The 21,730-nt window shown below is 65.1% G+C and carries 21 protein-coding genes; 7 read left to right on the plus strand and 14 right to left on the minus strand.

Annotated elements, in window-relative coordinates:
- Positions 1 to 64 precede the first annotated feature (64 nt).
- From CH290_RS14450 to hrcA, 4 genes are all read right to left on the minus strand, one after another.
- Positions 65 to 799 (minus strand): alpha/beta hydrolase family protein, encoded by a 735-nt coding sequence (locus CH290_RS14450; protein WP_019667492.1) that lies wholly within the window; start codon positions 797 to 799, stop codon positions 65 to 67.
- Positions 796 to 1,572 (minus strand): 16S rRNA (uracil(1498)-N(3))-methyltransferase, encoded by a 777-nt coding sequence (locus CH290_RS14455; protein ID WP_033190462.1) that lies wholly within the window; start codon positions 1,570 to 1,572, stop codon positions 796 to 798. The genes CH290_RS14450 and CH290_RS14455 overlap by 4 nt, the downstream gene beginning before the upstream one ends.
- A gap of 2 nt (positions 1,573 to 1,574) precedes the next feature.
- Positions 1,575 to 2,729 carry a molecular chaperone DnaJ gene (gene dnaJ / locus CH290_RS14460; protein WP_019667494.1) on the minus strand — a complete coding sequence of 385 codons (1,155 nt, stop codon included), beginning with the start codon at positions 2,727 to 2,729 and terminating at the stop codon, positions 1,575 to 1,577.
- A gap of 63 nt (positions 2,730 to 2,792) precedes the next feature.
- Positions 2,793 to 3,836, minus strand: a complete 1,044-nt coding sequence (hrcA, locus tag CH290_RS14465) for a heat-inducible transcriptional repressor HrcA (protein WP_026348199.1) — start codon at positions 3,834 to 3,836, stop codon at positions 2,793 to 2,795.
- Between the two features lie 128 nt (positions 3,837 to 3,964).
- Here hrcA and CH290_RS14470 point away from each other — a divergent pair, with 128 nt between their 5' ends.
- Positions 3,965 to 4,270, plus strand: coding sequence for a type II toxin-antitoxin system VapB family antitoxin (locus CH290_RS14470; RefSeq protein ID WP_019667496.1), 306 nt, complete (start codon positions 3,965 to 3,967; stop codon positions 4,268 to 4,270).
- A gap of 18 nt (positions 4,271 to 4,288) precedes the next feature.
- On the opposite strand, the gene hemW is transcribed toward CH290_RS14470, so the two are convergent.
- Complete coding sequence (gene hemW / locus CH290_RS14475) at positions 4,289 to 5,497, minus strand: radical SAM family heme chaperone HemW (RefSeq protein WP_033190461.1); 1,209 nt, start codon at positions 5,495 to 5,497, stop codon at positions 4,289 to 4,291.
- 400 nt (positions 5,498 to 5,897) lie between these two features.
- Between hemW and CH290_RS14480 the strand changes: the two genes are divergently transcribed.
- Genes CH290_RS14480 through CH290_RS14500 form a run of 5 tightly spaced genes read left to right on the plus strand, consistent with a single transcriptional unit; the run spans position 5,898 to position 11,334 of the window.
- Complete coding sequence (locus CH290_RS14480; protein WP_033190460.1) at positions 5,898 to 7,631, plus strand: nitrite/sulfite reductase; 1,734 nt, start codon at positions 5,898 to 5,900, stop codon at positions 7,629 to 7,631.
- On the plus strand, positions 7,628 to 8,338 hold the full coding sequence (locus CH290_RS14485; RefSeq protein ID WP_019667499.1) for a phosphoadenylyl-sulfate reductase: 711 nt from the start codon (positions 7,628 to 7,630) through the stop codon (positions 8,336 to 8,338). Before CH290_RS14480 ends, CH290_RS14485 begins: the two co-directional genes overlap by 4 nt.
- Complete coding sequence (gene cysD, locus CH290_RS14490; RefSeq protein WP_019667500.1) at positions 8,335 to 9,270, plus strand: sulfate adenylyltransferase subunit CysD; 936 nt, start codon at positions 8,335 to 8,337, stop codon at positions 9,268 to 9,270. The genes CH290_RS14485 and cysD overlap by 4 nt, the downstream gene beginning before the upstream one ends.
- A gap of 2 nt (positions 9,271 to 9,272) precedes the next feature.
- Entirely contained in the window at positions 9,273 to 10,577 is a 1,305-nt protein-coding gene (locus CH290_RS14495) for a sulfate adenylyltransferase subunit 1 (RefSeq protein WP_019667501.1), read from the plus strand.
- 1 nt (position 10,578) lies between these two features.
- Positions 10,579 to 11,334 (plus strand): sirohydrochlorin chelatase, encoded by a 756-nt coding sequence (locus tag CH290_RS14500; protein WP_033190459.1) that lies wholly within the window; start codon positions 10,579 to 10,581, stop codon positions 11,332 to 11,334.
- Here the strand turns inward: CH290_RS14500 and CH290_RS14505 are convergent.
- The 7 genes from CH290_RS14505 to CH290_RS14530 all read right to left on the minus strand — a co-directional run bounded on the left by CH290_RS14505 (position 11,295) and on the right by CH290_RS14530 (position 16,515).
- Positions 11,295 to 11,966, minus strand: a complete 672-nt coding sequence (locus CH290_RS14505; protein ID WP_019667503.1) for a YoaK family protein — start codon at positions 11,964 to 11,966, stop codon at positions 11,295 to 11,297. The two genes, CH290_RS14500 and CH290_RS14505, sit on opposite strands and share 40 nt — an antisense overlap.
- Positions 11,967 to 12,143: 177 nt before the next feature.
- Positions 12,144 to 13,211: a sulfate/molybdate ABC transporter ATP-binding protein gene (locus CH290_RS14510; RefSeq protein WP_019667504.1), complete on the minus strand. Its 1,068-nt coding sequence runs from the start codon at positions 13,209 to 13,211 to the stop codon at positions 12,144 to 12,146.
- Positions 13,211 to 14,011: a sulfate ABC transporter permease subunit CysW gene (gene cysW / locus CH290_RS14515; protein ID WP_019667505.1), complete on the minus strand. Its 801-nt coding sequence runs from the start codon at positions 14,009 to 14,011 to the stop codon at positions 13,211 to 13,213. Before cysW ends, CH290_RS14510 begins: the two co-directional genes overlap by 1 nt.
- On the minus strand, positions 14,008 to 14,832 hold the full coding sequence (gene cysT, locus CH290_RS14520) for a sulfate ABC transporter permease subunit CysT (protein WP_196249917.1): 825 nt from the start codon (positions 14,830 to 14,832) through the stop codon (positions 14,008 to 14,010). Before cysT ends, cysW begins: the two co-directional genes overlap by 4 nt.
- A gap of 5 nt (positions 14,833 to 14,837) precedes the next feature.
- Positions 14,838 to 15,860 (minus strand): sulfate ABC transporter substrate-binding protein, encoded by a 1,023-nt coding sequence (locus tag CH290_RS14525; RefSeq protein WP_033190458.1) that lies wholly within the window; start codon positions 15,858 to 15,860, stop codon positions 14,838 to 14,840.
- Positions 15,861 to 16,060: 200 nt separating this feature from the next.
- Positions 16,061 to 16,162 carry an Ms4533A family Cys-rich leader peptide gene (locus CH290_RS31145; RefSeq protein ID WP_329955138.1) on the minus strand — a complete coding sequence of 34 codons (102 nt, stop codon included), beginning with the start codon at positions 16,160 to 16,162 and terminating at the stop codon, positions 16,061 to 16,063.
- A 134-nt stretch (positions 16,163 to 16,296) separates the two neighbouring features.
- On the minus strand, positions 16,297 to 16,515 hold the full coding sequence (locus CH290_RS14530; RefSeq protein ID WP_170947464.1) for a hypothetical protein: 219 nt from the start codon (positions 16,513 to 16,515) through the stop codon (positions 16,297 to 16,299).
- A gap of 84 nt (positions 16,516 to 16,599) precedes the next feature.
- Between CH290_RS14530 and CH290_RS14535 the strand changes: the two genes are divergently transcribed.
- The gene (locus CH290_RS14535) at positions 16,600 to 18,642 is read left to right on the plus strand and encodes a glycoside hydrolase family 15 protein (protein ID WP_033190457.1); all 2,043 of its coding nucleotides are present in this window, start codon (positions 16,600 to 16,602) and stop codon (positions 18,640 to 18,642) included.
- Between the two features lie 57 nt (positions 18,643 to 18,699).
- Here CH290_RS14535 and CH290_RS14540 read toward each other — a convergent pair whose 3' ends face one another.
- Together CH290_RS14540 and lepA are read right to left on the minus strand one after the other, a co-directional pair.
- Positions 18,700 to 19,704: a nitronate monooxygenase gene (locus CH290_RS14540; protein WP_033190456.1), complete on the minus strand. Its 1,005-nt coding sequence runs from the start codon at positions 19,702 to 19,704 to the stop codon at positions 18,700 to 18,702.
- A gap of 22 nt (positions 19,705 to 19,726) precedes the next feature.
- Positions 19,727 to 21,625, minus strand: a complete 1,899-nt coding sequence (gene lepA / locus CH290_RS14545; protein ID WP_051127752.1) for a translation elongation factor 4 — start codon at positions 21,623 to 21,625, stop codon at positions 19,727 to 19,729.
- Positions 21,626 to 21,730 lie beyond the last annotated feature (105 nt).

The raw sequence follows: 21,730 nt of genomic DNA on the forward strand, positions 1-21,730 counted from the left end.
ACTCGGCTGTTGGAAGTTTAACGCTCCTGGATGTGAGCGCATTCCAATTACTCCGCCCGCAGCGTCACTCCACCACCGCGGCGAGAGAGTGCTTCCAGCATCGGCTACCGGGCTGGAGAAATGCGAAATGATCCTCGCCGTCGACGACGACCGAGGTCACGTGGTCTCCCGCCGCACGTGCCGCCTGTGCGTACTCTTCGCTCTGCGACACCGAGACCTGCACGTCCTCGGCCCCGTGGATGCAGTGCACGGGAATACCGGTCGGCACGCGATGGAGCGGCGATGCCGCACGGTAGGTCTGCGGCGCGTCGTCGTAGTCGACGTCGAAGAGTGCCCGAATCGGCTCGTAGGAGGCGCGGGACACCAGATCGAGTACACCCGCCTGCGACACCACCCGCGACGGCCGAATTGCGACGTCCCGCTCCCCGGCAAGCCAGACCGCGAGGTGGCCACCGGCCGAATGACCCAGCAGACGCACGTCGGCGAGATTCAGCGTGCGCGGTGAATTGTCCTGCACCACAGTGGCGACCGCGGCGACGGCCGACGCCACGTCGCTGCTGATCTCGGGCCAGAGCCCTCCGGCACCCACACGTCGGTACTCGATGTTCCAGGCGGCGTACCCGGCCCGCGCGCATTCGACGGCGTACTGCGTTCCCAGGTTGAGCGCGTACTGCCCACTCCAGAAGCCGCCGTGGATGACCACGACGACCGAAAGCGGTTCCGTCGCATCACCTTCGGGCAGATACAGATGTCCGAACTGCTGCGGGTGGTCACCGTAGGCGATGGTGGTTCGCTTCATTCCGGCGATCCGAAGTCGAGGGGCGCGTGCCTCCATCTGTCGGTGAGTGCCCCGATCGCACCCAGCGCAACCGCTGCCGCCGTCGACGTCCGTAACACCGTGGGCCCCAGCATGACCGGGGTCGCCCCGGCATCCGTCAGCCGAGCGATCTCCTTGTCGTCGATGCCGCCCTCCGGCCCGACGATCAACAGGACCTCCGGGACGGTTCGGAACGGGAGCGAAGAGAACTCGGCGGTTGCCGCCTCGTGCAGCACCGCGACCACCCCGCCTCGTCCGACCACGTCGCGCGCCAGGGAGACCACGCCTGCGGTGTCCTGCACGTCGCTCACCGACGGCACGAACGGCCGCCTGGACTGCTTCGACGCCGCGGCTGCGACTCCTTGCCATCGCGCGACGCCCTTGGCTGCCTTCGGTCCGTCCCAGCGCGCAACGCAGCGCGCGGACTGCCACGGGTGAATCGAATCGATACCCGCTTCGGTGGCCAGTTCGACCGCCAGCTCCGAGCGCTCTGCTTTGGGTAGCGCCTGGACCAGGCCGACGGTCGGTGTCGGCTGCGTTGCTGCGGATCGAGCGTTCACCGACAGCTCGAGACGGTTTTTCTCCGCAGCCGTCACGACGGTGTCGGCGAGGCCGCCTCTACCGTCGGACAGCAGTATCCGTTCGCCGACGCGGATGCGCCGGACCGTGGCGGCGTGGTGACCTTCCTTGCCGTCCAGCACGGCGACGCCACCGACCGCGGGCAGCGGATCGAGATAGAAGACGGTAGCCGCCATCGTCAGCGACCGCTGAACGCTTCCCGCAACCGGGAGAACAACCCGCCGCTGTGCTGAGATCCGGTGGTGACGACCTCGGCGGCGTCGCGGTCACGCAACCGCTTCAGGTCCTCGAGCACCTGAGTCTGCTTGCTGTCCAGGCGAGAGGGCACGACGACTTCCAAGTGCGCGTGGAGGTCGCCGCGGACGCCCGAGCGGAGCTTCGGCATTCCGTGTCCGCGCAGCACCGCGACCGACCCCGGCTGGGTGCCCTGGTCGACCGTGATCTCGGTCGGTCCGTCGATGATGGCGTCCACGGACACCGATGTTCCGAGTGCTGCGTCCACCATGGGGACGCGGATGGTGCAGTGCAGGTCGTCGCCGTCGCGAACGAACACCTCGTGCGGCTGCTCGACGATCTCGACGTACAGGTCACCGGCAGGGCCACCACCCGGTCCGACCTCGCCCTGTGACGCGAGGCGGATACGCATTCCGTTGCTGACGCCGACGGGCACCTTCACCGAGATCTCACGACGCGACCGCACCCTGCCGTCACCCGCGCACTTACGGCACGGGTCGGGAATGGTCTCGCCGGCTCCGCGGCACGTGGGGCACGGGCGCGACGTCATGACCTGGCCGAGGAACGAGCGCTGCACCGACTGGACCTCACCGGCACCGCCACACGTCTCGCAGCGCACCGGCTTGGAGTCCCCGTTGGTGCCGGAACCGGTACACACGTCGCAGAGAATCGCCGTGTCGACGGTGATGTGCTTGGTGACACCGGTGGCGCATTCGTCGAGCGTCAGCTTGGTGCGCAGCAAGGAGTCGGCACCGGGCTGAACACGGCCACGGGGACCACGCCCGCCGCCTTGGCCTCCACCGCCGAAGAACGCTTCGAAGACGTCGCCGAGACCTCCGCCGAAGCCCGCGCCGCCGAAGCCACCGCCTCCGCCGCCGCCCTGCTGCAACGGATCGCCGCCGAGATCGACGATGCGGCGCTTCTCCGGGTCGGACAGCACCTCGTACGCCGTCGAGATGTCCTTGAACCGAGCCTGGGCAGCCTCGTCCGGGTTCACGTCGGGGTGGAGCTCACGCGCCAACTTGCGGTAGGCGCGCTTGATCTCCTGGTCGGTGGCCTTCTGACCGACCCCGAGTGTTCCGTAATAGTCCCGTGCCACGTGAGTCTCTTTCTTCGAATCTGTTCTTGGTTGATCGAGCCGATGCAGTCGAGCTGGAGGTGCTCAGCGTTCTGCGAGCACTTCTCCGATGTATCTCGCAACGGCCGCAACCGATGCGATTGTTCCTGGATAGTCCATCCGCGTGGGCCCCAGCACACCCATGCCACCGAGCACCATGCCAGCCGAACCGTATCCAGTGGAAATCACCGAGGTGCCGCGCATCTCCTCGACCTGCGTTTCCTCGCCGATCCGGACGGTGACCGTGCGCGTGTCCTGCGTCACGGCTAGAAGCTTGAGCACGACGACCTGTTCCTCGAGCGCTTCGAGGACACCGCGCAAGGACCCGGGGAAGCCCGCGTCGCCCGCGAAGTCCGCCGCGTTGCGCGTCAGATTCGCGGTTCCCCCGAGAACCAACCGTTCCTCGGGATGTTCGACGAGCGATTCGATCAGAACAGTTGCCGACCTGATGATGGCGTCACGCAGGGATGCGGGCGAGTTCTCCGCGAGCTCGGCGACGGCAGCCGACGCCGCAGCCAGTCGCTTGCCTTCCATCGCGCCACCGAGCAGTCGCCGCAGTTGCGCCAGCTCGTCGTCGTCGATGACGTCGCCGAGTTCCACGATCCGCTGATCGACGCGGCCCGAGTCCGTGATGAGCACCATCAGCAACCGTGCCGGGGTCAGCGCGACGATCTCGAGATGACGAACCGAGGACACCGACAGGGTCGGGTACTGCACGACCGCCACCTGACGAGTCAGCTGGGCCAGCAGCCGCACACCGCGTCGCAACACGTCGTCGAGGTCGACGCCGTTCTCGAGAAACTCCAGAATTGCCCGGCGCTCGGCGGACGAGAGCGGTTTGACGTCCGCGATGCGGTCCACGAACTGCCGATACCCCTTGTCGGTGGGTACACGACCGGAACTGGTGTGCGGCTGCGCGATGTACCCCTCGGCCTCGAGCACCGCCATGTCGTTGCGGACGGTCGCGCTCGACACGCCCAGATTGTGACGCTCCACCAACGCCCGGGAGCCGACCGGTTCCTGAGTGGAGACGTAATCCGCGACGATTGCACGCAGAACTTCGAATCGCCTGTCCTCGGTGCTCGACACGTTCCCCCCTTCGGTTCGTTCGGTCACGCGGTTGTCAACAGTCTGAGTCTAGTAGCCGCGACGAACACGAGCCGTCCAAGGCCTTACTGTGGTGCGGTGACCTACTCGACTTCGACGACGTTCACCGCATGATCTTCAAGGGCGTACGCGACGGGAAGCCGTATCCGGAGCACGGTCTCTCTCTGCGGGACTGGTCCAAGATCCCGCCGAGGCAGCTGCGACTCGACGAGATCGTCACCACGACGAAGGTGCTCGAACTCGACAGACTCCTGTCCGAGGACTCCACGTTCTACGGCGACCTGTTCCCCCACGCCGTTCACTACCGGGGCGTGATCTACCTCGAGGACGGACTGCATCGTGCAGTGCGCGCTGCGCTCCGGAACCGGACCGTGTTGCACGCCCGCGTGTTCGACTACGACGTCCTCGGCGCCTGACGGTCCACACCCGACCGGTCAGGCCGCAATCGCCCTGACGACGGCGTCGGCGAGCAGGCGCCCACGGTCGGTCAGCACATAGCGTCCGTCCCCGAACGTCATGAGGCCGTCGGCAACCACCTGCGCTGCTGCACTGCGTTCCGTCTCGCTCAGCACATCGGCGGGAAGGCCGGTTCTCAACCGGATCTTCAACATCAGCTCTTCGAGGTGGCGATCGTCCGCCGTCAACCGTTCGCTGCCCGCGATCGGCAGAGCACCGGACGCCAGATCGTCCGCGTAGCGGGCCGGGTGCTTGACGTTCCAGAAGCGCGTGCCGCCGATGTGACTGTGTGCGCCTGGTCCGGCGCCCCACCAATCGCCGCCGTCCCAGTACCCGATGTTGTGCTTGCACTCCGCATCGGCGCCGGTCGCCCAGTTGGACACCTCGTACCAGTGCAGGCCGGCAGCGTCCAGCACCGCATCGATCCGCTCGTACCGGCCCGCGAGAACGTCGTCGTCGGGCATCGGGAGTTCTCCGCGCCGGACCTTGCGAGCCATCGCGGTTCCGTCCTCGACGATCAGCGCGTAGGCGGACACATGGTCGACGCCTGCGTCGAGCACCGCGGCCAACGACGCGTCGAGGTCCTCGTCCCTCTCCCCCGGCGTTCCGTAGATGAGGTCCAGATTCACATGCTCGAAGCCTGCCTCGCGCGCCTCCTTCGCAGCCGCCACCGCCCGGCCGGGCGTGTGCGTGCGATCGAGAACGGCCAGTACGTGCTGGGCGGCGGACTGCATGCCGAGCGAGACCCGGGTGAACCCAGCGGCACGAAGATGCTCGAAGAACTGCGGCGACGTCGATTCCGGATTCGATTCCGTGGTGACCTCGCCTCCCTCGGTCAGGCCGAAGCTCGAGCGAACGGCGGCAAGCACGTCGGAAAGACCGGCTCCCCCGAGAAGAGAAGGCGTGCCGCCACCGACGAACACGGTGTCGGCCGTCGGAACGTGCCCGGAACGCGCGTCCATCACGGCGGCCGCAGCGTCGAGCTCGCGCCGCAGGCCGTCCATCCAGGACTCCGGCGATGCGGAGGTCCCCAGCTCACCGGCGGTGTATGTGTTGAAATCGCAGTACCCGCAGCGCGTCGCACAGAACGGGACGTGGACGTAGATTCCGAACGGCCGCTGTCCGATTCCGTCGAACGCCTCGTCGGGCAGGTCGAGTGGGACGGGCGGGGCAGCGAGCAGGTTCACCGCTCCAGTGTCCCAGAAGTCGAGCGCACCGAATCACCTCGCGGGCTCGCAGCCTCGTGTCGGGGGCGCGCCGCGAGTTTCCGGCCCTCTGCCTGCCTATTTACCGAAAATCGTGGGTAAATAGCCCTGCTGCGGTCGGACCAGCAGGAATGACGTGGCACAATGGTCGGCGTGACTGACTCCGGGATCCCGCTCGTGGCGCGTCGCCACGTCGATCTCAAGCGTGTGTGCAGTTCCTCGTGTCCTTGTTGTCGAGTCTGTAGCTGAGCTCTGCGCCGGCCTGCTCGACCGAACACCCACACTCGAAGTCAGAACGATCCGTCCGGATGCGCGTGCACGCGGCGAGAACCAGCCCTCTCCCCGCGGCGGCCCGGAAGCCGATAGATCCAGGAGCACACCGATGTCGTCGACAACCGACGCGGCCACGTCCGCCGCTTCGTCCACGCCTGCGCGCGTCGCCCCCAGGGAGCGCACCGCCAGGCCGACCAAGCGCCGAGCCGAGGGCCAGTGGGCGCTCGGCTACCGCGAACCGCTCAACGCCAACGAGCAGTCCAAGAAGGACGACAACCCGCTGAACGTCCGCGCCCGTATCGAGAACATCTACTCGAAGCAGGGTTTCGACAGCATCGACAAGGGCGACCTGCGCGGTCGGTTCCGCTGGTGGGGTCTCTACACCCAGCGCGAGCAAGGCTACGACGGCACGTTCACCGGTGACGAGAACATCGACCTGCTCGAAGCCAAGTACTTCATGATGCGCATCCGCTGCGACGCGGGCGCACTGAACCTCGAACAGTTCCGCACCCTCGCCGGGATCTCCCAGGAATTCGCTCGCGACACCGCCGACCTGTCGGACCGCGAGAACGTCCAGTACCACTGGATCGAGGTCGAGAACGTCCCCGAGATCTGGCGTCGCATCGAGGCAGTCGGCCTGAAGACCACCGAGGCGTGCGGCGACTGCCCGCGTGTCGTCCTCGGATCCCCTCTCGCCGGCGAAGCCGTGGACGAGGTACTGGACCCGACGTCCGCCATCGACGAGATCGTCGAGCGCTACATCGGCAAGCCCGAGTACTCCAACCTCCCGCGCAAGTTCAAGACGGCCATCTCCGGCCTGCAGGACGTGGTGCACGAGATCAACGACTGCGCCTTCATCGGAGTCAACCACCCCGAGCACGGACCGGGACTGGACCTCTGGGTCGGCGGCGGACTGTCGACCAACCCCATGCTCGCCCAGCGCGTCGGCGTGTGGGTGCCGCTCGAGGACGTGCCGGACGTCTGGGAAGGCGTCGTCTCCATCTTCCGCGACTACGGATACCGCCGCCTGCGCACCAAAGCTCGCCTGAAGTTCCTGATCAAGGACTGGGGAATCGAGAAGTTCCGTCAGGTGCTCGAGGACGAATACCTGCACCGCAAGCTGATCGACGGCCCGGCGCCGGAAAAGCCTGCCCGCCCCCGCGACCACGTCGGCGTCCAGAAACTCAAGAACGGGCTCAACGCAGTCGGCGTCGCGCCGATCGCCGGCCGCATCTCCGGAACGATCATGGCCAAGGTCGCCGACGCAGCCGAGAAGGCCGGATCGGATCGTCTGCGGTTCACTCCCTACCAGAAGCTGATCGTCCTCGACGTCCCCGACGACAAGCTCGAGCAGCTCATCTCGGACCTCGACGCACTCGGACTGCCTGCCCGGCCGTCGCACTGGCGCAAGAACCTGATGGCCTGCAGTGGAATCGAGTTCTGCAAGCTGTCCTTCGCTGAAACTCGTAAGCGCTCACAGGTTCTCGTTCCGGACCTCGAGGCTCGCCTCGAGGACATCAATGCCGAGCTCGACGTACCGGTCACGATCAACATCAACGGCTGCCCCAACTCGTGCGCGCGCTCCCAGATCGCCGACATCGGATTCAAGGGAATGCTCGTCGACGACGGTGCCGGGAATCAGGTCGAGGGATTCCAGGTTCACCTAGGAGGCAGTCTCGGTCTGGACAGTGCGTTCGGCCGGAAGCTGCGCCAGCACAAGGTGAACAGCACCGAACTCGGTGACTACATCGAGCGAGTGGTGCGGAATTTCGTGAAGCACAGAGGCGAAGGCGAGCGGTTCGCTCAGTGGGCCGTGCGAGCAGACGAGGCGGATTTGCGATGACTACCAGACTGGACCTGTCGGTCGATCAGCTGAAATCGATCGCCGAGCGCGGCGCGAGGGAGTTGGACGGCGCCAATGCCGTCGAGCTGCTCGAGTGGACCGAACGAGAGTTCGGCAACGACTACATCGTGGCGTCCAACATGCAGGACGCCGTTCTCGTTCACCTCGCCGCGCAGGTACACCCGAACGTCGACGTCTTGTTCCTCGACACCGGCTACCACTTCGCGGAAACCATCGGCACTCGTGACGCCGTCGAGGCCGTGTACGGCGTCAACGTCATCAATGCGCGTGCCGAACAGACCGTGGCGCAGCAGGATTCGACAGAAGGCAAAGACCTGTTCGCACGCGAACCCAACCGATGCTGCGCACTGCGCAAGGTGGCTCCGCTACGCAAGGAACTCGCCAACTACAGCGCCTGGGTCACCGGTATCCGACGCGTGGAGGCACCTACCCGCGCCAACGCGCCCCTCGTCTCGTTCGACGATGCATTCGGCCTGGTGAAGATCAATCCGATCGCTGCGTGGTCCGACGACGACATGCAGCGCTACATCGACGAACACTCCATCCTCGTCAATCCACTCGTCGACGAGGGATATCCATCGATCGGGTGCGCGCCGTGCACCGTCAAACCTGCCCCCGGCGCCGATCCGCGTAGCGGTCGGTGGGCCGGCAAGGCCAAGACCGAATGTGGGTTGCACGCCTCATGACCGTGAACACAGCAACGGATCGCCCCCGTGTCGACAGCGCGCGCTTCGACACTCTCGACGCACTCGAGTCCGAGGCAATCCACATCTTCCGCGAGGTCGCAGGGGAATTCGAACGCCCGGTGATTCTGTTCTCCGGCGGTAAGGACTCCACGGTCCTGCTGCACCTGGCGATCAAGGCCTTCTGGCCGGCGCCGCTGCCGTTCGCGCTTCTCCACGTGGACACCGGTCACAATCTGCAGGAGGTGCTGGACTTCCGCGACTACGTCGTCGCGAAGTACAACCTGCGCCTGCACGTCGCGAAGGTCGAGGACTACCTCGCCGACGGCCGCCTCACCGAGCGTCCCGACGGCATTCGCAACCCCTTGCAGACCGTTCCCCTGCTCGACGCCATCTCCGAGAACCGCTTCGACGCGGTCTTCGGCGGCGCACGTCGCGACGAAGAGCGCGCTCGCGCGAAGGAACGGATCTTCTCGCTGCGCAACGCATTCGGCCAGTGGGACCCGAAGAAGCAGCGCCCCGAGTTGTGGAACCTCTACAACGGCAAACACTCCCCCGGTGAGCAAGTGCGCGTCTTCCCCCTCAGCAACTTCACCGAACTCGACATCTGGCGCTACATAGCGCGGGACAACGTCGAACTGGCGAGCATCTACTACGCCCATCAGCGCCCGGTCTACCAGCGCGACGGCATGTGGATGACCCCGGGCGTGTGGGGCGGTCCGACGGAAGCCGAAGAGCTGCAGACACTGTCGGTGCGCTACCGCACCGTGGGCGACGGATCCACCACGGGCGCCGTCCTGTCCGACGCGGCGGACAACGAGGCCATCCTCGCGGAGGTGGCCGCGTCCCGCCTCACCGAACGTGGCGCCACCCGAGGCGACGACCGCGTCTCCGAGGCAGCCATGGAAGACCGCAAGCGCGAAGGATACTTCTGAGCATGTCCACATCTGGTTCGCAGCTTCTTCGCCTCGCCACCGCCGGTAGCGTCGACGACGGTAAATCGACACTCGTCGGACGGTTGCTGTACGACACGAAATCGGTGCTGGCAGACCAGATCGACGCCGTCACTCGGGCGTCGGTCGACCGTGGCCTGAGCACACCCGACCTGTCGCTACTGGTGGACGGCCTCCGAGCCGAACGCGAGCAGGGCATCACGATCGACGTCGCGTACCGCTACTTCGCCACGCCTGCAAGGTCTTTCGTGCTCGCCGACACTCCCGGCCATGTTCAGTACACACGCAACACGGTGTCCGGTGCGTCGACGGCGCAGTTGGTGATTCTGCTGGTCGACGCCCGCAAAGGTGTCATCACACAAACTCGTCGTCACGCTGCTGTTCTGGCGCTCCTCGGTGTGCCGAAGCTGGTTCTCGCGGTCAACAAGATCGACCTCGTCGAGGATCCGGCTCAGGTGTTCGCGGACATCTCGGCCGAGTTCAACTCGCTCACGTCGTCACTCGGATGGGCGTCGGAGGACGTCGTCGAGATTCCGGTGTCCGCGCTGCACGGTGACAACGTCGCGGTCCGGTCGACCAACACTCCGTACTACGACGGCCCCACGCTCATCGAGCACCTCGAATCCGTTCCCGTCGACGCCGAGCCACATCGCGTCGGCCTGCGGTTCCCGGTGCAGTACGTCATCCGTCCACGGACGGCCGACTTCCCCGATTACCGCGGTTACGCGGGCCAGGTCGCGGCGGGAGCCGTCACCCCCGGGGACGAGGTGGTCGTGTTGCCTTCCGGAACCCGTACCACCGTCGAGCGAATCGACACGGCCGACGGAGAACTAGATTCCGCACACGCAGGGCGCAGCGTCACGCTGATCCTCGCCGACGACGTCGACGTCTCCCGAGGCGACACCATCGTCTCGCCGCAGGACGCTCCCGAGCCGATCGGCGAATTCGACGCCACCGTCTGCTGGCTCGCCGAGAAGCCCCTGCGTCCCGGTGCCCGCCTGCTGCTCAAGCACGGCACACGCACCACCCAGGCCATCGTCGGCACACTCGTCGAGAAGTTCGACGAGCAGAACCTCACGGCCGATCCTTCACCGGAATCGTTGGAGCTGAACGACATCGGACGCATCTCGGTGCGTGTCGCCGAGCCGATCGTCGCCGACGACTATGCCGTCAACCGGCACACGGGAAGCTTCCTGCTCATCGATCCCTCCGGCGGCAACACTCTTGCTGCCGGCCTCGTCGGCGACGCCCTGTCCGCGGTCGAGCTGGGGGAATCGGTACCGGCCTGACATGAGCGTCCTGATCGCCGTCGCCCACGGCAGTCGCGATCCGCGTTCCGCGGAAACCGTTGCTGCTGTGGTCGACGGCGTTCGACTTCGCCGTCCGGATCTGGACGTGCGGGTGGCGTATCTCGATCTGACCGAGCCTGCTGTCGGCACCGTCATCGGTGAGGTTGCGGCCGAGGGACATTCGTCTGCGGTCGTGGTTCCGCTCCTGCTCGGCAGCGCGTTCCATGCGCGCGTCGATCTTCCGGGCATACTCGACGCGGCGCGCGTCCGATACCCGTGGATGACGTTCACTCAGGCCGATGTACTCGGTGACGATTCGCGGCTGGTCGACGTGCTCCGCGCACGCGTACTGGGCACCGGCGTCGACCGTGACGACCCCGACGTCGCCGTTGCCGTCGCCGCCGTCGGATCCTCGGATTCGCTTGCAAATCGACGCACTCGCACGTTGGCGTCACGTCTTCTGGACGGAACCGAATGGTCGGGTGCGCAGGTCTGCTTCGCGACCGGGGTCGAATCCCCGCCTGCCGACGCCGTCGCGCGGCTGACAGCGGCGGGGCCCCGCCGAGTCGTCGTAGCCCCGTGGTTTCTCGCGCCGGGCTTGCTCATCGACAGAGTGTTCGGTGCGTTCGACAACTCGGCCCTACGTGCCGATGTGCTCGGCGACCACCCGCTCGTCGCGGACGTGGTGTCGTCCAGGTTCGACGAGGCACCGCGATATCAACCGAGAATCGACGAGTCCTCCACCGTCCGCCGGTAGGTGTAGAGCGTGGTGACCGCGCAGACGACGGTGGCGGCGATCAGCACCTGAGGGCCGGTGATGGCCAGGCTCATGATTCCGCCGACGAGAGCGCCGAGACTGAACGCTGCGTAGAGCAGGAAGTATTCGAGCCAGTCCTTGGCCGATCCGCCGCTGATGTGACGCTCGATCCCCTGCCCCATCTTCACCAACGTTCCTGTGACGTAACTCAGCGGGATCGACACTTCACCATTCTTCACGAACGACGTGTTGAGCGCGCCCATTGCGAAGGAGATGAACAGGATCGGCACGAACTGCACCTGCGGAGCGCTCCATCCGCTCATCACGACGTCGACCACGGATGCGATCGCCAACGCGATGGTGGTGAGTACGGTTGCGCCGTGTGGATGATCGCGCCAGACGTGGCGCCGACACAGCGACGCGATGACGACGCCTGCGACGAACGTCAGGATCAGCAGAATCGCTGCAGCGGCCATGGCGTTCTCACCTCGGAAGAATCCGACCGCGCCGCGCTCGGTGTTTCCCGTCATGAACGTCACGAAGTATCCACCGGTGTTGGTGAACGCTGCGGCACCGACCAACCCGGCGAGGCCGGCGAGCACCCAGGACAGTCGGGCGTGAGAGCTGAACATTTCTCGCATGTACCCCGACGGTAGCGGGGCCTATCCCGAGGTTCCCGGTGGAATTCGTCACGGTGGGCGTAGCGGTGCGACCACGTCACGTGGAGATGCGATTATCACGGACTGCCGTTACAGTCCCGGCGCGCGTGCGCCGGGACCGTGACGCCATGGAGCCGAAATCCGTTGCTGCTAGCTGGAAGTGGCACTCTCCAGCGGATCCGTCTGCACGGCATCACCCGTCGGCGCGATCTCCGGGATCCTCGTCGCTCTGGCGTAGACGGTTTCGCCGGGGTTCAGCTGCAGCGCTTCACTGTCGCCGCGGGTGATCTGCGCCGCGAACAATTCTCCGGTGGCCGCGTTCTGGAGTTCGACCTTCACCTCGAACCCGAGATGCACGACACGCTGGACGACGGCGCGCGTGACGCCTGCGGATTCGGCGGTCCCGTTCTCCTGAGCGAGAGCCAGCGACGGGTCTCGGCCGACCCGGATGTCGTGCGGGCGAACCAGTTGACCGTTGAGCTTGGCAACCTGCCCGAGGAACGACATGACGAAATCGTTGCCCGGACGGTCGTAGAGATCCTCGGGCGAACCGACCTGTTCTATGCGCCCCTTGTTGAGAACGGCGATCCGGTCGGCGACGTCGAGCGCCTCTTCCTGATCGTGCGTCACCAAAACGGTGGTGACGTGCACTTCGTCGTGCAGCCGCCGCAGCCACGTGCGCAGGTCCTCACGGACCTTCGCGTCGAGTGCACCGAAGGGCTCGTCGAGAAGCAGGACCTGAGGGTCGACGGCAAGGGCCCGTGCCAATGCCATGCGCTGGCGTTGACCACCGGACAGCTGTGCAGGGAACCGAGTCTGGAAACCCGCCAGTCCGACGATCTCGAGCAGGTCGTCGACCTTGCGTTTGATCTCGTCCTTGGGACGCTTCCTGATCTTCAGACCGAACGCGACGTTGTCCCGGACGCTGAGGTGCTTGAACGCGGCGTAGTGCTGGAAGACGAACCCGATCTCGCGCTTCTGGGGGCTGATCCACGTCACGTCCTGCCCACCGAGGATTACCTGGCCGGAGTCCAACTGTTCCAGACCGGCAATCGATCTCAGGAGCGTCGACTTGCCGGAACCGCTCGGCCCGAGCAGCGCGGTCAACGAACCCTTGGGGATGTCGATGCTGACGTTGTCGAGGGCCGCGAAGTCGCCGTAGTGCTTGTTGGCACCGATGACGGAGATCTCGATGTCGTCCGATTTCTGTACGGTCATTACTTCGTCCTCTTCTTGTCGAGGGTCGTCATCAGCAACAGCACGATGACGGCGATTGCCATGAGGAGAGTCGATGCCGCATAGGCGCCCTGCTGGTTGAAGTCCTCGTACCTCGAATGAACCAACAGCGTCAGGGTCTGAGAGATGCCGGGAAGGTTGGTGGACACCATGATCACAGCACCGAACTCACCGAGCGAACGTGCGACGGTCAACACGATCCCGTAGGTAAGACCCCAACGAATGGCGGGCAGGGTGATGCGCCAGAACGTCTGCAACGACGACGCACCCAACGTCGACGCGGCTTCTTCCTGCTCCTCGCCGATCTCGTACAGAACCGGCTCCACCTCGCGAACCACGAACGGCAGCGTCACGAAGATGGTCGCGATGACCATGCCTGGAAGCGCGAAGATGACCGTGAAACCCAGGGTTTCGAGTCCACCGAACCAACCGTTCGCACCCCACAACAGGATCAGTGCCACACCGATGACGACGGGTGACACCGCGAACGGAAGGTCGACTATCGCTTCGAGCACGCCTTTGCCGCGGAACCGACCGCGAACCAGAGCGAGCGCGGTGATGACACCGAAGACCACGTTCACCGGCACGACGATCGCCACGATCAGCAGCGACAGCTGCAAGGCGGATTGCGCTGCCGGAGTGGTGATCAACCCCCAGAACTCGAGGAAGCCGTTCTCGAACGTGCGGTACAGAATGGCACCGAGCGGGAACAGCACGAGGGCAGCGAGATACAGCAACGCAATCGACCGGAGCGACAGCTTGACCGGTAATCCGATCCTCATCGAATCTGCTCCTCACGACGTGCCAGGCGATTGCCGACGATGCGCAGGACGAACAGAACCACGAACGCGAAAGCAAGCAACACGACCGAGATCGCGGCGGCGTCGACGGTCTGGTCGTACTCGATCAACTCGCGAATGTACTGCGAGGCGATCTGCGTGTCGCCCGGAATGTTGCCACCGATCAGTACGACCGAGCCGAATTCACCGATGGCCCGAGCGAAGGCGAGTCCGGTTCCGGTCAGCACGGACGGGAGCAGAACCGGCAGAATGATCGACCTGAAGATCGTCCAGTTGTTCGCGCCCAACGACGCCGCAGCTTCCTCGACCTCTTGATCCAACTCGATCAACACGGGCTGCACGGCACGAACCACGAACGGCAGGGTGACGAACAGCAGTGCGACGACCACTGCGGGCTTGGTCGCGTTGAACACCAGGCCGATCGGGCTCGCCGGCCCGTACAGCGACAGCAGAACGAGACTCGCCACGATTGTCGGCAGCGCGAACGGGAGATCGATCAACGCGTTCACGAACCGCTTGCCGGGGAACTCGTCACGAACGAGGACCCACGCGATGAGAGTCCCGAGCACCATGTTCACCACCGCCGCAGCGACCGAGACGATCAGGGTCACCTCGAACGTCGCAATCGCGCGAGGTGCCGTGACCGCATCCCAGAAGCCGACGATGCCGTCGTCGAACGATTTCACGGTGAGCGCGGCGAGCGGCAGCAGCACGATGATGCTGAGCCACAACACCGCGACCCCGAGGCCGAAGGGTCCGACGGACCCCGGGCCACGGAATTTCCTTCCCCTACGTTCAGACATGGCAGCTATTTGGTGTTCTCTTTGTAGATCGTCGTGATTGCGCCGGTGTCACCGAAGAGTTCGGCGTCCACGACGTCCCAGCCGCCGAGATCGTCGATGGTACGCAGGTTCTGCGGGGTGAAGAACTTGTCCGAGAACTCGGCGGCGATCTCCGGGTTGGTCGGGCGGAAGCCGGACTCGGCCCAGATGCGCTGGCCCTCGTCGGTGTAGATGAAGTCGTTGAGGGCGTTGGCCTTCTCCAGCTGTGAGCTCGAGTTCACGACGGCGACCGGGTTGTCGATTCGGAAGGTGTCGGCCACATCGACGTGCTCGACGGGCTGGCCCTGCTCCTCGATCAGCAGCGCTTCGTTCTCGTAGCTCAGCAACACGTCACCCTGTCCCTGCAGGAACGCCTCCGTGGCGGCGCGGCCCGATTCCGGCTGCACCGGGAAGTGTCCGGACACGAGCTGCTGGACGTAGTCGAGACCTGCCTGCTTGTCCTGACCGCCGTTGCTCTTGGCTGCGTACGGCGCCAGAAGGTTCCACTTGGCCGAACCGGAGCTGAGCGGGCTCGGGCTGATCACCTGAACGTCCGGCTTCAGCAGATCGTCCCAGGTCTGAATGTTCTTGGGGTTGCCCTCGCGCACCACCAGGGTCACGACCGAGCCGAAAGGCACACCGCCGTAAGCGTTCTCGTTCCAGTTCTCGCCGACCTTGCCGGCCTTCACGAGGCGCGTGACATCCGGCTCGACGGAGAAGTTCACGATGTCCGCCGGAGCACCGTCGGCAACCTTGCGAGACTGGTTGCCCGACGCACCGTAATCGGCGTTGATGGCCGTGTCCGTGCCGCCCTCGGTGGCCTCGAACGCAGGCCCGATGGCGTCCCACCCGTTCTTCGGCACCGCGTATCCGACGAGCGTCAGTGTCGAACCGCTGCTCGACCCGCCTTCGGCTCCGACGGTATCGCTCGATCCTCCGCCGCATGCGGCGAGAACAAGCGTTCCCACGGCAGCGAAAGTGGTGAGCAGGTATCGAGAGTTGAGCCTCATCGAGAAGTGCCTTTCATCGAATGTGAATCTGATTGGTCGTTGACGAGATCCGTAGAACAATCGAAGACCGCGCCCACCTGCGTCGCTCTTACCCAGCCGATGGCACGGTGAAGCGTCCAGGGCGCACGCACGAGGAATCCGAGACCTCGTAGCGCACATTTATCAGGCGCAGGAAGGTAAGGTCCGGTCAGGCGGGCGAATCAGGACGCGGATCGACAACAGTCGATATCCGCGACTGCAAGCATGCCGACCGCGATCAACGCCAGTTCATGGCGGACCCGGTACTCGGCAGCGGCAGACACGGACAGAAATCTAGCAGAGGAACCCGGCGGACTCTAATTGCGCGGGCACGCGTGCGATCACCTGGTCAGAAACCATGCCAGAACGACGAGTACGAGCAGTGCGATCAGGGCCAGCGTGACCCTCGACTTCGGCATCAATGACCTTCCGCAACGGGCGACTCGGACGCATCCTTCTCGGCACGCGCGTCACGTCCGAGGGCATGGAGCACAGCAGCCAGAACTCGATCGAACACCCGAGCCGATCCCAGCGCAGCCGGGACCAGAACGAGCAGGATGACGAGCGACTGCGGCACGAACGGCAGCCCGGTGATCCACAGCTCGATCCCGTCCCACCACGTTGCCACTGCATGCACGAACCTCAGCCTAGAGGGCACGTGCGCCACGCCGAAAATCGCCACCGGTGGACGCCGGGCACCGGTGGCGTCGATGATTGAGCGATGACGGCCTTCGACGAACGTTCCACCGTGGTGCCCGTGCCCGACGATTCGATTCCCCGACCAGGCTCTCCCGACGGCGACGGCCTTGACCCGCAGGGAGTGTTGTCGAGTACCGAAGCGCCGGTGTCGACCATCACCACCGGCCGAAGCGCATTTCCTCCGATCGACGATTACGCGTTTCTCTCCGACTGCGAGACAACGTGCCTGATCGCTCGCAACGGCTCCGTCGAGTGGATGTGCGTTCCTCGTCCCGACTCCCCCAGCATTTTCGGTGCCGTTCTCGATCGGAGCGCCGGACACTTCCGCGTCGGCCCCTACGGCCAATCGGTTCCCGCCGCGCGCCGCTACCTGCCCGGTGGACTGATCGTCGAGACCACGTGGCAGACCGAGACGGGCTGGCTCGTCGTCCGTGATGCATTGGTGATGGGGCCCTGGCACAACACCGATCAACGCTCACGAACACACAAGCGGGCCCCGTCGGACTGGGATGCGGAACACATTCTGCTGCGCACCGTCAAGTGTGTCAGCGGCACCGTCGAACTCGAGATGAGTTGCGAGCCGGCGTTCGACTACCACCGCGCGCCCGCCCGCTGGGAGTACACGGGAAAGGTGTACGAGGAGGCGACGGCGACGTGCGAGGCCAGCTCGGTCGGTGACCAACCGACGTTGAAGCTCACCACCAACCTCCGCATCGGCATCGAGGGTCGCGAGGCGCGCGCACGCACCCGAATGACCGAAGGCGACAACATTTTCGTAGCACTGTCCTGGTCGGATCTGCCCGCACCGCAGACGTTCGAGGAAGCGGCGGACAAGATGTGGCGCACGTCCGAGTGCTGGCGCCAGTGGATCACCATCGGCCGCTTCCCCGATCACCCGTGGCGCGGCTACCTGCAGCGCAGCGCGCTCGCCCTGAAGGGGTTGACGTACGCACCCACCGGCGCCCTGCTGGCGGCGTCGACGACGTCATTGCCGGAAACTCCTGGAGGAGAACGCAACTGGGACTATCGCTATGCGTGGGTACGCGATTCGACGTTCGCCCTGTGGGGGCTCTACACCCTCGGACTCGACCGTGAGGCGAACGACTTCTTCTCGTTCATGTCCGACGTGTCGATGACCGAGGACGGCAAAGCCAATCCGCTGCAGGTGATGTACGGCATCGGCGGCGAGAAGACGCTGGAGGAAAGCGAGCTGTCCCACCTGTCCGGGTACGACGGCGCGAAGCCGGTCCGAATCGGCAACGGTGCCTACAACCAGGAGCAGCACGACATCTGGGGCACCATGCTGGATTCGGTGTACCTGCACGTCAAGTCACGCGAGCACGTTCCGGAGTCCCTGTGGCCGCTGCTCAAGCGTCAGGTCGAGGAGGCCATCGCCAACTGGCGGAAACCGGACCGCGGCATCTGGGAGGTGCGCGGCGAGCCGCAGCACTTCACCTCGTCGAAGGTGATGTGTTGGGTGGCGCTCGATCGGGGCGCGAAGCTCGCGTCCATTCACGGCGAGACCGACTACGCGGACCAGTGGAACGAGATCGCCGACGAGATCAAGGCCGACATTCTCGAACACGGCGTCGACGACCGCGGTGTGCTGACGCAGCGGTACGGACACGAGTCGCTCGATGCCTCCCTGCTGCTGGTGCCGCTGCTTCGCTTCCTCCCCGCGGACGATCATCGCGTGCGGGCAACGGTCCTGGCGATCGCCGACGAACTGACCGTCGACGGCTTGGTCCTGCGGTACATGGTGGACACCACCGACGACGGTCTGGAGGGCGAGGAGGGAACGTTCACCATCTGCTCGTTCTGGCTCGTATCCGCGCTCGTCGAGATCGGTGAGCTCGTCCGCGCGAAGCACCTGTGCGAACGGTTGTTGGGGTACGCCAGCCCGCTCAAGCTCTACGCGGAGGAAATCGACGCGAGGTCGGGACGGCACCTGGGCAACTTCCCGCAGGCTTTCACTCACCTGGCGCTGATCAACGCGGTCGTCCACGTGATCCGCGCGGAGGAAGCCCAGGCCGCCGGCCACTTCCAGCCGGCACACACCAACTGACGTGGGTGGAAATGTAGGCCCTGGCCTACATTTCCACGCACAACGACAGTGGTCGACTCACTGCAACTGGGTCGCCCATTCCGCCATCAGGTCCGTCGCCGACGCCGCGCGTGCGCGTCGGTGACCGGTTCCCGCCCACATCGACAGCGCCGACGGGTCCCCGGCTGCACCTGACTTCGCGCGCATCGGAGCGGTCAGGTAGTGCAGGTCCGGGTACGCGAGCGGGGCGTCACCGGAGTGATCGCGCATGAACTCGTTGACGATTCCGCGCGCGGGGCGTCCCGAGAATGCGCGGGTCACGGCGGTCTCTTCGGTGGCGGTCAGCTGCTCGCGGTGGATCGGTCGCGTTCCCGCTTCGGCCGTGTTCAGAAACGCCGTGCCCAGCTGAGCAGCGTGCGCCGCTCCGGATTTCAACAGCGGTGCAACGTCGTTGCCGTCCATCAGGCCGCCCGCAGCGATACGAGGCAGAGCGGACGCCCGCCGCACCACCTCGAGCAGCTCCGCCAACGGTTCCTCGGGAGCCGAGCCGTCGAAGCTTCCGCGGTGTCCACCGGCCTCGGGACCTTGGACGATCAGCGCGTCGACGCCGTTGGCCTCGGCTTCCCCGGCTTCGCGTGCGGAGGTCACCGTGCACCACACTTCGGTGCCGACCTCGTGGAGAGCGGCAACTTCCGCCGCGTCGAACGTCCCGAACGTACTCGACACGAGTGGAACCGGATTCTGCACCAGCCAGCGGAACTTCTCCGGGTAGAAATCGTCACGCCTGGTCAGTTCACCGCGTGGAGCGTCGTACTTCTCCAGCCACGGTGCGATTCGATCGGCGTACGCGTCGACATCAGCACCGGAGGGGTCGTCGGGAAGGAACAGGTTGACGCCGAACAGGACCTCTCGCAGCGAATCCACCTTCGCCGCGAAAGCGTCCAAGTCGAGCAGCGCGCCGGCCAGCATGCCGAGGCCTCCGGCCCGCGAGACCGCGGCAGCGAGCTCGGGAGTGGACGGTCCGCCTGCCATCGGCGCACTGATGATCGGAATGGTCAGTTCGTTCAGGAGTCTCGTCGTCACACTCCGTGAAACTACTCCGCTGCTATTTCTTGGGCTTGTCCGCCGACGACTCGGAGGACAGTGCAGCGACGAATGCTTCCTGCGGCACGTCCACGCGACCGATCGTCTTCATGCGCTTCTTGCCTTCCTTCTGCTTCTCGAGCAGTTTGCGCTTACGGCTGATGTCACCGCCGTAGCACTTGGCGAGAACGTCCTTACGGATCGCTCGAATGTTCTCGCGGGCAATGATTCTGGATCCGATCGCAGCCTGGATGGGCACCTCGAACTGCTGACGAGGAATCAGTTCCTTGAGTTTGGTCGTCATCTTGTTGCCGTACGCGGCTGCGGCGTCCTTGTGCACGATCGCCGAGAACGCGTCGACGGCCTCGCCCTGCAGCAGTATGTCGACCTTGACGAGCGCCGCACTCTGCTCGCCCACCTCCTCGTAGTCGAGGCTGGCGTAGCCGCGGGTGCGCGACTTCAGGATGTCGAAGAAGTCGAAGATGATCTCGGCCATGGGGATGGTGTAGCGGAGCTCGACACGCGTTTCGGACAGGTAGTCCATGCCGCCGAGCTCGCCACGCCTCCCCTGGCACAGTTCCATGATGGATCCGATGAACTCGCTCGGGGAGATGATGGTGCACTTGACCATCGGCTCGAACACGTCGCGTGTCTTGCCTTCCGGCCAGTACGACGGGTTGGTCACGATGTGCTCGGCGCCGTCCTCCATCTCAACTCGGTACACCACGTTGGGTGAGGTGGAGATCAGGTCCAGGTTGAACTCTCGCTCGAGACGCTCGCGGGTGATCTCCATGTGCAGCAGACCGAGGAAGCCGCAACGGAAACCGAAGCCGAGCGCCACGGACGTCTCGGGCTCGTAGGTCAGTGCTGCGTCGTTGAGCTGCAGCTTTTCGAGTGCATCGCGCAGGTCCGGATAGTCGGACCCGTCGAGGGGATAGAGCCCGGAGTACACCATCGGCCGCGGCTCGCGGTATCCGGTCAGAGGTTCCGTCGCGCCCTTGCGTGCCGTGGTGACGGTGTCACCGACCTTCGACTGACGCACATCCTTGACGCCCGTGATGAGGTACCCCACCTCGCCGACGCCCAGGCCCTTGGTCGCCTTCGGATCCGGCGACACGATGCCGACCTCGAGAAGCTCGTGTGTCGACCCCGTCGACATCATCGTGACCTTCTCGCGAGGATTCAACGCACCATCGACGACACGAACATAGGTCACGACGCCGCGGTACGTGTCGTAGACGGAGTCGAAAATCATCGCGCGGGCCGGGCCGTCGGCGTCACCGACGGGAGCAGGCACCTGCTTGACAACCTCGTTCAGCAACTCCTCGACACCGACACCCGTCTTGCCCGACACGCGCAGGACGTCGTCCGGCTCGCAGCCGATGATGTGAGCGATCTCCGCGGCATAGCGATCCGGATCGGCAGCAGGCAGGTCGATCTTGTTGAGCACAGGAATGATCGTCAGCTCTTTGTCGAGCGCCAGGTACAGGTTCGCGAGCGTCTGAGCCTCGATACCCTGCGCTGCGTCGACGAGCAGAACAGCACCCTCACACGCCTCGAGAGCACGAGACACCTCGTACGTGAAGTCGACGTGACCAGGTGTGTCGATCAGGTGGAGAACGAACTCTTCACCATCGACGACCCACGGCAGGCGCACGTTCTGCGCCTTGATCGTGATGCCACGTTCACGCTCGATGTCCATGCGGTCGAGGTACTGAGCACGCATCGACCGATCGTCGACGACGCCCGTGAGCTGCAGCATCCGGTCAGCCAGCGTCGACTTGCCGTGGTCGATGTGGGCAATGATGCAGAAGTTCCTGATCCGTGCGGGGTCAGTGAACGTCGTGTCGGCGAAGCTGGGCACTCGTATCCTTTGCTGGCGCTTGCAAGAGAGAACCCGACTATCGTCCCACAGGCCCATTCCACAGCCTCCACTCCCGCCTGCCCCACCAAGGTCATTGCGCAGGCTCCACTCCCACCCGCCCATGTCCTGGCTCGACGGGTTCCGCGGGCCGGGTCGCTAAAC

Source organism: Rhodococcus sp. 06-156-4 (assembly GCF_002259345.1).
Classification (GTDB): domain Bacteria; phylum Actinomycetota; class Actinomycetes; order Mycobacteriales; family Mycobacteriaceae; genus Rhodococcoides; species Rhodococcoides fascians_E.